The following is a 12105-nucleotide window of genomic DNA, read 5'->3' as shown; positions in this document are numbered from 1 at the left end:
ACCCGATAGCTACGTCCGTGGCCGACGATCGGCTGGAGACGACGGCAGGAGCCGACGCGGACCGGGCCGACGGCGACCGCCACGAGCGTTCGGCGTCCGCGCCCGACCCCGTCGAGCAGCGCCTCGACGACGCGCTCGAACGGGTCGCCCACGGCGCGACCGTCTCGGTCCCGGGCATCCTCGTCCGGCGGGGGCTGGCGCTGGCGTTCACCGCCGTCCTGACTAACGGATTCACTGCCGGAGCATACGGGACGTTCGCGGTCGCGAGGCGGCTCCAGCGGTTCCTCCTCCACGTCGCGCTCGGGTTCCGGCGCGGCCTCAGCAGGTTCCTCCCGGCGGCGGAGTCGACGGCCGAGCGCGACGCGCTCGTCACCGTGGCGAGCCTCCTGCTGGTCGGCGTCGCGACGGTCTTCGGGACCGCGCTCTACGTCGCGGTGCCGCACGTGACGCGCGCCGCCGGCGAGGGCCCGCAGTTCCAGACGCTGCTCCGGGTCTTCGCCGTGGGGCTGCCGGCGAGCGTCTGGCTGTTCACCGTCACGGAGGTCCTGCGCGGCCTCGAGGAAGTCGTCCCGCTCACGCTCACCCTCCGCGTCGGCTTTCCGGTCGCACAGCTCGCCGTGGGCGCCGTCGGCGTCCTCGTCGGCGACCTGGTGTTCGTCGCCGGCGGCGTGGTCCTCGCGATGGGCGCAGTCGGACTGACCGCGACCGGCTGGCTGGCCCGGAACAGGGGCCTTCGGCCGCGAGCACCGGGCGCCGACGGCGGGCGGATCTGGCGTCGGTACGTCGATTACTCGCTGCCGCTGTTCGCGGGCGGGTTCGCCACTGTCACGCAGCGGTTCGGCTTCTACCCGCTGATCGCCCTGTTCCTCTCGGGCGTCGCTGGCGGCGTCTTCGCCGTCGCCGTCCTCCTCGGCCTGCTCGTTCGCCTCCCGCTTCTGGGCGTCAACCAGTTCATCCCGCCCGTGATGGCCGCCCTCCACGAGGCCGGCCACCGGGACGCGCTCCGCCGGCTGTATCAGGTCACGAGCCGGCTCGTCCTCGTCGGGGTCACGGGGATCACCATCCCGCTGCTCGTGTACCGAGAGGCCGCGCTCGGGCTGTTCGGCCCCACGTTCGTCGAGTACGCGGCGCTGCTCCCGGGCTTTCTCCTCGCCCAGTACGTCGCGTGTGCGGCCGGGAGCGTCGGCCTCCTGTTGATGATGACCGACAACCAGCGGGCCTACCTGATCGTCAACGTGGCGATCACCGCCGTCCTGGCGGCGATCGCGGTACCCCTCACGATCCGGTACGGACTGCCCGGACTCGTCCTGAGCTACTTCCTCATGTACGCGGTGAACAACGGGCTCGAAGTCGTCGTGCTGTACTACCTGGAGGGGCTACAGCCGTTCACGCGCCTGCACCTCCGGCCCGTCGCCGCGGCCGTCCCGCTCGCAGTCGTCACGCTCGGGGCGCACGCGACGCTTCCGGCGCCCGCCGCGCCGGCGGTCGGGACGCTGCTCGGCCTGACGGCGTACGCCCTCGTCCTCCGCCGTCTGGGGTTCACGCCCGTGGAGCGGCGACTGGCCGAGACGATGATCGGCCGTTACCGGGACGCGCTCGGCCGGGACTGACGCGCTCGCGGACCGGTCAGAACCGATCCGTTCCCGTAGTTCCGCGGCGACTTCGCGGACGCGCTGGGCCTCCGACTTCGGGACGACGAGCGTTCGGTCGCCGTCCGAATTGGTGTGACACGCGAGCCGAGCGCTCGTCCCACTCGAAGCCAGCGGGTCCGACGACGACGTCGTCGTCGCGCTCGCGGACCGCATCGTCCACGCTGAAGGGGTCGAGGGCGTCGAACACCTCCTCGGCGGCCACCGTTTCCAGTGCAGCGACCGGGTCACACAGCGGGGAGTCGCAGGTTCCCCGGAGGATGGCCGTCGGAGCCCGCGCGGACGGAGTGAGCGTGGGTCCGGTGAACGAGTGTCACGAGCTCTCAGAGCACACCGCGAGTGCAGCGACCCGAAGGCTCGCGAGGAACCCCCCGTGGTTCGAAAGACGCCTCCGGCGTCTTTCGTCATCACGAGAGAGCTCCGCTCTCTCGAACGACAGTAAAAACGTCGTTTACCAGGTCTCGACCGTGCCGTCCCGGACGTCCTCGGCGCAGCCCTGGCAGTCGGGGTGGTCGGGGTCGAAGCAGGCGGGGCGGGCCTCGTCGTCGAGGCGGACGGCGCGGCGCTCGGCGTGGCGGCGGCAGACGATGCGGGCCTTGCCGTCGTCGTTCTGGGGGAGTTCGGCCAGGGCCGAGCGCTTGGCGTCCGTGTAGGCCACCTTCGCCTCTTCGAGCTGGCGGCCAACCGAGCGGAGCGTCGAGCGGATGAACCGCTGGACGCGCTCGGTGTCGTCGTCCATACCCCCAGTTCCGGTTCCGGATTCAAGAATCTTCTCGCGCAGATGCGCGTCTGAGACGTCTCAGTCGCCGCCGTTCACTTTCACTGCGGTCGACGAGGGTTTATACGGGAAGGCGACCAAGAGTCAGTTGTCTCCCACCGAAACCACGCGGAGACAGAGATAGCAATGACGGATTTGCGTACACACGCGGACGAGATACACGAGCAGTTCTCCGACCAGTTAGACCTGAGCGTCGACGAGATCGAGGAGCGCCTCGAGACGCTGGTCGACGAGTACAAGGTGCCCGTCAGCGAGGCGCGCCGCAGCGTCGTCAGCACGTACCTCGACGAGGCGGGCATGGACCGCGACCAGCTCTCCGGCGGCGAGAACGACCGGGTGCAGGTCACCGACGTCGACGCCCCCGAGGAGTGGGTCGACATCACGGCCAAGGTCGTCGACCTCTGGGACGCGACCGCGGACGCCGTCGCCCAGGTCGGCCTCCTCGGTGACGAGACGGGCACGATCAAGTTCACCAAGTGGTCGAAGTCCGACCTCCCCGAGCTGGAGGAGGGCAAAGTCTACGACCTCCGGAACGTCGTCACCGACGAGTACCAGGGTCGGTTCTCGGTGAAGCTCAACCGGACGACCACCATCGAGGAACTGGACGAGGACATCGAAGTCGGCGACGAGAGCGTCGAGGTCGAGGGGGCCCTCGTCGACATCCAGTCCGGCTCCGGCCTGATCAAGCGCTGCCCCGAGGAGGACTGCACGCGCGTCCTCCAGAACGGCCGCTGTTCCGAGCACGGCGAGGTCGAGGGCGAGTTCGACCTCCGTATCAAGGGCGTGCTGGACGACGGCGACGACGTGACCGAGGTCATCTTCGACGAGGCGGCCACCGAGGCGCTGACCGGCATCACCCTCGAAGAGGCCCAGGAGATGGCGATGGACGCCCTGGACACCACCGTCGTGGCCGACGAGATGCGCGAGAAGGTCCTGGGGCGCTACTACCGCGTCACCGGTCCGACCTTCGGCCGCTACGTGCTGGCCGACGAACAGGAGCTGCTGGACGATCCGGTCGATCCGGAAGCCGCCCTCATCAAAGCGAGGTCGATCTGAGATGGCATCCACGCCCACCCGCGAAGTCGCCCGCCGCGTCTTCGCAGACGAGTTCAACGACGCGAGCTACACGTTCAAGGAAAGTGACGACGACCGCGCCCCGGTCTACCTGCTGCTGCCCACCGGCGCGAAGGCCAACCGCATCTTCGTCGTCGGCACCCTCACCGAGACCGAAGACGTCGGCGAGGACAGCGAGTACTGGCAGGGTCGCCTCGTCGACCCCAACGGCGACACGTTCTTCATGTACGCCGGCCAGTACCAGCCCGACGCCGCCTCGATGCTCCGTGAGCTGGAGCCGCCCGCCTACGTCTCCGTGGTCGGCAAGCCCCGCACCTACGAGACCGACGAGGGCGACGTGAACGTCTCCATCCGTCCGGAGTCTATCTCGCTGGTCGACGAGGCCACCCGCGACCGCTGGGTCGTGGAGACCGCCGAGCGGACCATCGAGCGCATCCAGGCGTTCGACGAGGAGACCAACGAGTACGCCGAGATGGCCCGCGAGGAGTACGACCTCCCCGTGGAGAACTACCGCCGGACCGTCGTCGGCGCGCTGGAATCGCTGGAGGAAGAGCAGCGAGAGACGGGCGAAGCGAGCGTCGCGGAGTAAGCCAGCGACCGTTTCAGGCGGCTGATTCCGCGGCCCTCACTCAGTGCCGCGAATCGCCACCGCCGCCGCCGGTTTTTCACGTTCGCCCAGTCCTGAGACTGTCTGACAAACGATTAAGTGGGATGAACTACCTACTGGAAGCCACTGATGGGCAACAAGAACAAGACCATCTCCTTCCGGGTCAGCCAGGAGAAGTTCGAGACGCTCCGGGACATCGCCGAGGAGCGCGACATCTCCCTGTCCGCCGTCTTCCGCGACTACGTCGACATGCTCGTCGCCCACGACGGCCAGGTCGAGGTCGTCCCCGAGCACGAGCTCTCGGAGACGTCCGAGAGCGAGGACACCGAGAGCTTCCCGCCGAAGGTCGAAGTCCCCAAGAGCTTCGTCCGCGAGCACGAGCGCCTCGAACTCGAGGCCGAGCACCTCCGCGAGCAGCTGGAGGAACACAAGCGCTACGTCACCACACTGCGCCAGCAACTCGACGAGCACGACGAGGAGGACGTCGTCCAGCTGGAGGACCTCGACGGCGACGACGACGAGGACGCCTCCTACCGGATCGGCAGCTTCGACGAGGTATAGCCCGGGGCGACTCGGTCCGACGCCGCCCCGTCCGTTGCCCGCCCTCGCCCGCTTCAGACCAGTTCGTCTCGCTTCTGTCTGGCTTGCTCAGCCACCTCGTCCCGACCGTCGACGTCCGCCAGCGCCTCGACCGCCTCCAGCGTCCGCACGGAGTCGTCCAGGAAGGAGAGGACGTCGCCGGGGTACGCGTACAGCATGTAGTCGTCGCCCATCACGTCGACGATGGCGTCCGGTCCCAGCCCCTGCTCGCGTAACTCCAGCAGGTACCGGGTGAACTTCCGCTCCGGACAGCCGCAGTGCGGGCTGGCCTGGCAGTCGCAGTCCATGAAGTCCTCCGCGAACTCCAGTACCCGCTCCCGGCTGGCCTCGTCTAGCTTCGCCAGCCCCTCCCCCTGGAAGAGGACGTCCAGCGTCGCCCCCTTGAACGCCCCCTTCGGGAAGGACGTCTCCAGCTGCGAGGCGAGCTGCCGGTGGTTCTTGACGTAGATCTTGTCCGTGATGGCCACGCTTGACAGCTCGTAGGTCGTTCTCGGGTAAAAGGCGCACGGAGCGCGGCCGATGTCGTAACGTATATTTGTCCCAGCGGGATAGATGTGAGTGGAGAGCGTGTCCGGGCTGGGGTAATGGTATCCTACAGCCTTGTGGTGGCTGTGAAGTGGGTTCGATTCCCGCGCCCGGACTGGTTTAGCTTCTAACACCTTCCGCCGATTAGTTCGACGTTTGTTTGCCTTCGACAGTTCTACTTCCACCCCGGTCGGATTGGGTTTATAATCACGTCATAGATACCGTAATATATTGCGGATCACGAATGCCCGACGTGCAGGGGAATCGTTCGGTACGCGACGCGGTTTCGGAGTCACCACAGTTCCGTACACGACGAGCGACTCCCGAACCGCACTTGCGCTGAGTGTGGAGACGAGTTCTACAGCAGCTACGACAAGAAGTACTGTTCTGACGCTTGCCACGACAGCGCAGTGTCCTATGCAGGCGAGGATAATCCGAACTATCGGAACGCGAAAGAGGAGACGGACTGCGAGATCTGTGGGACTTCCTTCGAGTACTACCCGTCGGAGAAACCCGGACGATTCTGTCCAGAGTGTGTCGAGATCAAGTCGTGGCGCCCGAGGCGGGACATCTCAGGCGACAAGAACCCCGCTGGAACGGCGGCAAACTGACCCTCTCCTGCGACGTCTGCGACGCGACGGTCGAACGGTACCCGAATCAGGTCACCGGCGACGCGACCCTCTGCGGTCCGGAGTGCCAGTACGAGTGGCTCTCCGACGCCTTCACCGGCGAGGGGCACCCGAACTGGGAGGGCGGCGGTGTGGGGCCGTACGGCAAGGGGTGGAACGAGGTCCGCGAGCGGGCGCTGGAGCGCGACGGGCACGCCTGCGTGGTCTGTGGCACCGACGACGACGAACTGGGCCGGAATCCGGACGTCCACCACGTCGTCCCGGTCAGGGTCTTCGTCGAGACGCCGGTGTTCGCGGAGCGGGACGCCCACACGCTTGACAACGTCGTGTCGCTGTGTCCGTCCTGTCACCGCCGGGCGGAGTTCGGCGGGATCTCGCGGGCGGAACTCCACTGGCGGGCGGGCATCGCGACGACGGCTCCAGGGACGCCCGCGCCGGCCACCGTCTAGAACTGGACCGCCACCGACTACATCCCCTACGACTGCGGCCGAAACACGGTGGCGTCGCTCTCGTCGGTCGCGGCGTAGTCGGGGCTGGAGCGGATGATCGACAGCGCGGTCATGACGTCGGTGCGGGTGAGCAGGCCGACGAACTCCTCGTCCTCGAGGACGATCAGTCGGCCGACCTCGTTCCCCTCGAGCTGGTTCAGCGCGCTCATCACGTCGTCGTCGGGGGCGACGGCGATGAGTTCGGTCGTCATGATGTCGCCGACGGTGTAGGCGTCCCGCTCGACGTCGCGGACGGCGCGGGCGTCGTCGAGGGTGACGAGGCCGACCACGGCGCCGTTCCGTTCGACGGGGTACCCGGTGTGGCGCTCCTCGAACATCGTCTCGATCAGTTCGCGAACGGAGTCGTCGGGGTCGACGGCGGTGACTCGGTCGGCGGGCGTCATCACGTCGCGGACGGTGACGCCCTCGAAGGCGGCGCGCATGACGGTCTGACGGGACTCGCCCTCGGCGCCGATGTAGACGAAGAAGGCCAGGCCCACCAGGAAGAGGTTGAAGACGAACAGGCCGTAGATGCCCAGCAGGACGGCGAACATCTTCCCCACCTCGGCGGCGATCTCGGTCGCGCGGGCGTAGGGGCGCGAGCGGGCCAGCAGCGCCCGCAGGACGCGGCCGCCGTCCATCGGGAACCCGGGGAGCATGTTGAACCCCGCGAGCGCGACGTTGAGGACGGCCAGGTACCCGAGGACGAACCGCGCCCCGCTGGCCGCGACGCCGTCGCCCGGGACCAGGAGAAAGCCAAGGCCCGCCGCCAGTCCCACGCCGACGCTGACGATCGGGCCAGCGACGGCGATGAGTAGTTCCTCCCGCCAGTCCTCGGGGAGTTCGTCTAGTTGCGCGATGCCGCCGAACAGCCACAGCGTGATCGAGTCGATCGGGTAGCCGTACCGCGTCGCCACCAGCGAGTGCCCCAGTTCGTGCAGGACGACGCCGGCGAACAGGCCCACCGCGGCGGCGACGCCCAGCACCCACGGGAGGAGCCCCTCCGTCAGCACCTCCGCGTCGAGCCCCGCGCCGACCCGGTTGAGGATCGCCGCCGTCTGCTCGATCTGGGTCCCGATGATCCAGGCGAACAGCGGCAACACCAGCAGGAAGGTCAGATCCAGCTGGATCGGGATCCCGAACGCGCTGCCGATGCGGAACCGTCGCATGCGTGGGGCTACCGTGGGCTCGGCCTTAAGAGCGCTGGGCCTAGGAAGAGCAGTCCGGGACACAGCCGTGAGTGCTACCACTACGGGCAAGAACAGCCAGAAAGCCCCCGGACGCTCCGGGAAGACGGGCGACGAAAGCACGCGAGCGGAGCGAGCGCGCGCAGCGACCGCCCGAGTCGAACTGGTCGGGGCTTTCCGGCTGTTCACACCGGCGGGCCCGCTGCTGGTTTCGGAAACCCGACATACATATCACCGATCCGTCCGTTCCGGCGGGCATGAGCGAGCCACTGGTACGCAGCGCCTCGGAGATCGAGTACGAGACGGTCGACGCGGCGGAGGGACTGGAGAAGGGCGTGCTCCTGAACGAGGACCACGGCGCGCCGAACGTCGCGATCCGGCGGTTCACGCTGGCGGCGGGCGGTGAGGTCCCGCGCCACACCAACGAGATCGAGCACGAGCAGCACGTCCTCGCTGGCGAGTACACGGTCGGCATCGAGGGCGAGGAGTACGAGGTCGAGGCCGGCGACTCGATCCACGTGCCCGCGGGCGCGACCCACTGGTACGAGAACGACGGCGACGAGCGAGCGGCCTTCCTCTGTGCGGTCCCGACCGGCGACGACTCGATCGAACTGGTCGACGACGAGTAGCGCTTCTCACCCGTCCTCGCCCTGTTCGTCCCCGCCCTTGTTTCCGCTCCCGTACTGCGGGTAGTGCTCGGCGACGTGCTCGGGGGTCACCCGGTCCTGTTTCAGGTCCTGCTCGATGGCCTCGACGGACCGCTCCCCGGGCGGACCGAACCCGCCGCCGCCGGGCGTCCGGATGCTGACGAGGTCGTCGGCCGAGAGCTCCAGCGCGGTCATCCCCTCGATGGACCGCTCCTCGCCGCTCTCGACGACTCTGTCGTCGCCGGGGGCGCCGGGTTCGCCGCCGTCGAGGCCGTAGGGGCGGTTGCGACGGCGGTCGGCCAGTAGCGAGAACGAGGCGTCGTGGTCGAGGACGCGGACGTCCCGCCGGATGCCCAGTCCGCCGCGCCGGTGGCCGGCACCGCCGGTGTCGGGACGGAGTTCGTACCGCTCGACCCGGAGCGGGTAGGACAGTTCCAGCGCCTCGACGGGCGTGTTCTTCGTGTTCGTCATGTGCGCGTGGACGCCGTCGACGCCGTCGCGCTCGGGCCGGGCGCCGTAGCCGCCGCCGATGGTCTCGTAGAAGGTGTACGGCTCCGCGGCGTCCCCCGTGCTCCCGACGGTGACGTTGTTCATCGAGCCGTTCGCTGCGGCGGCGATCGGGCTGACGCCGAAAGACTCGCTCCGCTCGTCTTTCGAGCCCACACTCACGTCGTTCGCGTGGACGCCTGCCTCGGCCATCGCGCCGAGGACCACGTCGACGACCCGCTGGGATGTCTCCAGGTTCCCGCCGACGACGGCGGCGGGCGAGCGGGCGTTGACAACTGTCCCCTCCGGAGCGGAGACGGAGAACGGCCGGTAGGCACCGTGGTTCGGCGGGACGTCCGGGTCCGTGATCGCACGGAGCGCGTAGTAGGTGGCGCTGGTCGTCACGGCGATGGGGGCGTTGATCGGCCCGGCGACCTGCTCGGCGGAGCCCGCGAAGTCGACGTCGATGGCTGAGCCGTCGACGGTGACCGTGGCTCGAATCTCCACGTCCGTGGCGCCCGCACCGTCGCCGTCGAGGGCGTCGACGAACCCGTAGGTGCCGTCCGCGAGGTCAGCCACGGCGTCGCGCATCCGCCGCTCGCCGTAGTCGAGCACGCGGTCGGTCACGGCCGCGACGGTCTCGCGGCCGTGCTCCGCGACGAGTTCGGTGAACCGGCGGCGGCCGGTCTCGGTGGCGGCCTGCTGGGCCCGGAGGTCGCCGGCGCGCTCCTCGGGCGTGCGGACGTTCTCGAGGAGGAGGTCGAAGACGCCGTCGACCGGTTCGCCGCCCTCGTACAGCCTGACGGGCGGGATCTGAAGCCCCTCGCCGTAGATGCCGGTGGCGTCCGCGGCGACGCTGCCGGCGCGGGCCCCGCCGACGTCGGCGTGGTGGGCGCGGTTGGCGACGTAGGCGACGCGCTCCCCGTCGACGAAGACGGGGCTGACGAAGGTGATATCGGGCAGGTGTGCGCCGCCGCTGAACGGCGAGTTGTGGATCGCGGTGTCGCCCGGGCCCAGCTCCAGTGCGTCGATCACCGTCCGGACGGAGTGAGGCATCGCCCCGAGGTGGACCGGGACGTTCTCGGCCTGGGCGAGCATGCGTCCGTCGGCGTCGAAGACGGCCGACGAGCAGTCCGCCCGCTCCGTGATGTTCGGGGAGTAGCTGGTCCGGATCAGGTTGGCGCTCATCTCCTCGGCGACGCTCTCGAAGGCGTTGCGGAGGACCTCCAGCGTCACCGGGTCGACTGGTTCCCCCTGCGATTCGTCGCTCGCGTCCTGGCTGTCGTCGGTCATGCGTGGCTGGTGGAGACGACGAGGGTCCCGCGGTCGTCGACGCGCACTGACTGGCCGGGCCGGACGACCGTCGTGGCCGCGTCGGCCTGAACGACGGCGGGGCCGTCGAACGTGCCGCCGGGCGGGAGTATCGCGTGGTCGTACACCGGTACTTCGCGCCAGTTGCCGTCGAAGACGACCTCGCGGTCGCCGAGCGCGGCGTCGGCGACCGTCCCCGTCACCTCGCTACTGACGTCGACGGCCGGGATCTCGCCGACCGCCCGCACGCGGGCGTTGACGAGTTCGACCGGCTCGGCGGGCTCGGCGTGGCCGTACTGGGCCTCGTGGCGCTCGTGGAAGCGGTCGGCGGCCCGATCTATGGCTTCCCGCGACGGCTCGCCCTCGACGGGGACGTTCAGCGAGTAGGACTGGCCCTCGTAGCGGAGGTCCAGCGAGCGCTCGAAGCGCATCGCGTCCGCGTCGACGCCTTCCGCGGCCAGCGTCTCGCGGCCCTCGGCGACGAGGGCGTCGAACTCGCCGTCGAGGTCGCCGACGCCCACCGTTTCGAGGGGAGCGACCACGGAGGTGACGTACGTGTGTTCCAGATCGGAGGTCAGCAGGCCGAGGCCGGAGAGCACGCCCGCCAGCCGCGGCACGAGGACGGTGGGGATCGACAGGCGCTCGGCGAGGCGGGGGCCGTGGAGCGGGCCGGCGCCGCCGAAGGCGACGAGCGCGAACGAACGGGGGTCGTGGCCGCGCTCGACGCTGACGACCCGGAGCGCCCGCTCCGTGTTCGCCAGCGCCACTTCGAGGACGCCGTGGGCGGCCTCGGTCACAGACTGGCCGAGCGGGTCGGCGACGGCCCGCTCGACGATCGCCTCGGCCGCCTCGACGTCCACCGATAGCTCGCCGCCGAGCGGGTGGTCGGGGTGGATCCGCCCGAGGGCGACGTGGGCGTCGGTCACCGTCGCGCGCTCGCCGCCGCGGCCGTAGGCGGCCGGTCCCGGCTCCGCGCCAGCCGATTCCGGACCCACGCGCAGGGCGCCGCCGGCGTCGATCCGGGCGATCGATCCCCCGCCGGCGCCGATGGTGTGGACGTCGACGGCGGGGACGCCGAGCGGGTGGCCCGCGATCTCCCAGTCCGTGGTCAGCGACGGGTCCCCGCCCTCGATCAGGCTGACGTCCGTGCTCGTCCCGCCCATGTCCATCGTGATCACGTCCTCGTGGCCCGCCGCCTCGGCGAGGTACTGTGCGCCCCGGACGCCGGCCGCCGGGCCCGACAGCACCGTCCCGACGGGCCGCTCGGCGGCGGCGTCGGCGCTCGTGAGCCCGCCGTGGGACTGCATCACGACCGGGGCCGCGTCGACGCCGGTCCCCCGGGTCCGGCGGGCCAGCCGTCCGAGGTAGGTCTCCATCCGCGGCCCGAGCGCGGCGTTCAGCGCCGTCGTCGAGGTCCGCTCGTACTCCCGGAACTCGGGCAGTACCTCGGAAGAGAGCGAGACGGCGAGGCCGTCGCGGCCCGCTTCTCGGATCCCCTCGCGGATCGCCCGCTCGTGGGCGTCGTCCCGGAACGAGAACAGCGTCGAGACCGCGACCGCGTCCGCGTCGTCGGGCAGCTCCTCGACCAGCGCGGCGACGTCGTCGTCGGTCAGGGGCTCGATCACCGCTCCGTCCGGGCCGATCCGCTCGGAGACGGTCAGACGGCGCTCCCGCGGGACCAGCGGCGCTGCACGCTCGAAGTTCAGGTCGTAGAGGTCCGCGCGGTCCTGCCGGCCGATCTCGAGCACGTCGCGAAAGCCCTCGGTCGTCACGAGCGCCGTCGGCGCGAGGTCCCCCTCGAGGACGGCGTTGGTAGCGACGGTCGTCCCGTGGCCGAGGAAGGCGACGTCCGGGAGGTCGACGCCCGCCTCTGCGGCCCGCCGGACGCCGTCGATCACGCCGTCGTCGGGCCTGTCGGGCGTACTGGGTACCTTGACGTCGCGGAGGTGTCCGTCCTCGTCGACGGCGACGACGTCCGTGAACGTCCCGCCGACGTCGACGCCAAGGCGGGTCATCGATCGCCTCCGTCTGCCGTCAGCCGGCGAGAGCGGTCTGCGTCTCGTGTCATAGTTCGGTCGCCGCGGGACAGTCGCCCGTCGCGGTGCTGCGTTCGTCGGTAACACG

The 12105-nt window shown here is 69.7% G+C and carries 11 protein-coding genes and 1 tRNA gene; 7 read left to right on the top strand and 5 right to left on the bottom strand.

All coding sequences use genetic code 11. The annotated features are described in order from the left end of the window. Positions 1 to 17 precede the first annotated feature (17 nt). Positions 18 to 1610, top strand: coding sequence for a lipopolysaccharide biosynthesis protein (locus LCY71_RS07790; RefSeq protein WP_225335797.1), 1593 nt, complete (start codon positions 18 to 20; stop codon positions 1608 to 1610). Positions 1611 to 2100: 490 nt separating this feature from the next. Here LCY71_RS07790 and LCY71_RS07785 read toward each other — a convergent pair whose 3' ends face one another. Next, positions 2101 to 2388: a DUF7091 family protein gene (locus LCY71_RS07785; RefSeq protein WP_225335796.1), complete on the bottom strand. Its 288-nt coding sequence runs from the start codon at positions 2386 to 2388 to the stop codon at positions 2101 to 2103. A gap of 165 nt (positions 2389 to 2553) precedes the next feature. Between LCY71_RS07785 and LCY71_RS07780 the strand changes: the two genes are divergently transcribed. The 3 genes from LCY71_RS07780 (at position 2554) to LCY71_RS07770 (ending at position 4669) form a co-directional block, all read left to right on the top strand. Further along, complete coding sequence (locus tag LCY71_RS07780) at positions 2554 to 3483, top strand: replication factor A (protein WP_225335795.1); 930 nt, start codon at positions 2554 to 2556, stop codon at positions 3481 to 3483. A 1-nt stretch (position 3484) separates the two neighbouring features. After that, positions 3485 to 4090: an RPA family protein gene (locus tag LCY71_RS07775; RefSeq protein WP_225335794.1), complete on the top strand. Its 606-nt coding sequence runs from the start codon at positions 3485 to 3487 to the stop codon at positions 4088 to 4090. Positions 4091 to 4237: 147 nt separating this feature from the next. Continuing rightward, complete coding sequence (locus LCY71_RS07770; RefSeq protein WP_225335793.1) at positions 4238 to 4669, top strand: DUF8146 domain-containing protein; 432 nt, start codon at positions 4238 to 4240, stop codon at positions 4667 to 4669. 53 nt (positions 4670 to 4722) lie between these two features. On the opposite strand, the gene LCY71_RS07765 is transcribed toward LCY71_RS07770, so the two are convergent. Next, complete coding sequence (locus LCY71_RS07765; RefSeq protein ID WP_225335792.1) at positions 4723 to 5175, bottom strand: DUF5814 domain-containing protein; 453 nt, start codon at positions 5173 to 5175, stop codon at positions 4723 to 4725. A 103-nt stretch (positions 5176 to 5278) separates the two neighbouring features. Between LCY71_RS07765 and LCY71_RS07760 the strand changes: the two genes are divergently transcribed. After that, a tRNA-His gene (locus LCY71_RS07760) sits at positions 5279 to 5349 on the top strand. A gap of 434 nt (positions 5350 to 5783) precedes the next feature. Beyond that, positions 5784 to 6311, top strand: coding sequence for an HNH endonuclease (locus LCY71_RS07755; protein WP_225335791.1), 528 nt, complete (start codon positions 5784 to 5786; stop codon positions 6309 to 6311). A 26-nt stretch (positions 6312 to 6337) separates the two neighbouring features. Here LCY71_RS07755 and LCY71_RS07750 read toward each other — a convergent pair whose 3' ends face one another. After that, on the bottom strand, positions 6338 to 7519 hold the full coding sequence (locus LCY71_RS07750) for a site-2 protease family protein (RefSeq protein ID WP_225335790.1): 1182 nt from the start codon (positions 7517 to 7519) through the stop codon (positions 6338 to 6340). Between the two features lie 275 nt (positions 7520 to 7794). Between LCY71_RS07750 and LCY71_RS07745 the strand changes: the two genes are divergently transcribed. After that, entirely contained in the window at positions 7795 to 8166 is a 372-nt protein-coding gene (locus tag LCY71_RS07745; RefSeq protein ID WP_225335789.1) for a cupin domain-containing protein, read from the top strand. 6 nt (positions 8167 to 8172) lie between these two features. Here the strand turns inward: LCY71_RS07745 and LCY71_RS07740 are convergent, their stop codons facing one another. After that, a complete protein-coding gene (locus LCY71_RS07740; protein ID WP_225335788.1) occupies positions 8173 to 9963 on the bottom strand; it encodes a hydantoinase B/oxoprolinase family protein in 1791 nt (596 codons plus the stop codon). Continuing rightward, positions 9960 to 11996: a hydantoinase/oxoprolinase family protein gene (locus tag LCY71_RS07735; RefSeq protein ID WP_225335787.1), complete on the bottom strand. Its 2037-nt coding sequence runs from the start codon at positions 11994 to 11996 to the stop codon at positions 9960 to 9962. The genes LCY71_RS07740 and LCY71_RS07735 overlap by 4 nt, the downstream gene beginning before the upstream one ends. Positions 11997 to 12105: the final 109 nt, after the last annotated feature.

The organism is Halomicrobium urmianum (genome assembly GCF_020217425.1).
GTDB classification, from domain to species: Archaea; Halobacteriota; Halobacteria; order Halobacteriales; family Haloarculaceae; genus Halomicrobium; species Halomicrobium urmianum.
The sequence above is the reverse complement of the archived record's forward strand: the minus strand, read 5'-3'. Positions and strand labels throughout refer to the sequence as shown.

Bases quoted from the DNA above. Each gene is read 5' to 3' on its own strand.
- LCY71_RS07785 (WP_225335796.1), bottom strand. From the start codon at position 2,388: ATGGACGACGACACCGAGCGCGTCCAGCGGTTCATCCGCTCGACGCTC.
- LCY71_RS07780 (WP_225335795.1), top strand. From the start codon at position 2,554: ATGACGGATTTGCGTACACACGCGGACGAGATACACGAGCAGTTCTCC.
- LCY71_RS07775 (WP_225335794.1), top strand. From the start codon at position 3,485: ATGGCATCCACGCCCACCCGCGAAGTCGCCCGCCGCGTCTTCGCAGAC.
- LCY71_RS07770 (WP_225335793.1), top strand. From the start codon at position 4,238: ATGGGCAACAAGAACAAGACCATCTCCTTCCGGGTCAGCCAGGAGAAG.
- LCY71_RS07750 (WP_225335790.1), bottom strand. From the start codon at position 7,519: ATGCGACGGTTCCGCATCGGCAGCGCGTTCGGGATCCCGATCCAGCTG.
- LCY71_RS07745 (WP_225335789.1), top strand. From the start codon at position 7,795: ATGAGCGAGCCACTGGTACGCAGCGCCTCGGAGATCGAGTACGAGACG.
- LCY71_RS07740 (WP_225335788.1), bottom strand. From the start codon at position 9,963: ATGACCGACGACAGCCAGGACGCGAGCGACGAATCGCAGGGGGAACCA.
- LCY71_RS07735 (WP_225335787.1), bottom strand. From the start codon at position 11,996: ATGACCCGCCTTGGCGTCGACGTCGGCGGGACGTTCACGGACGTCGTC.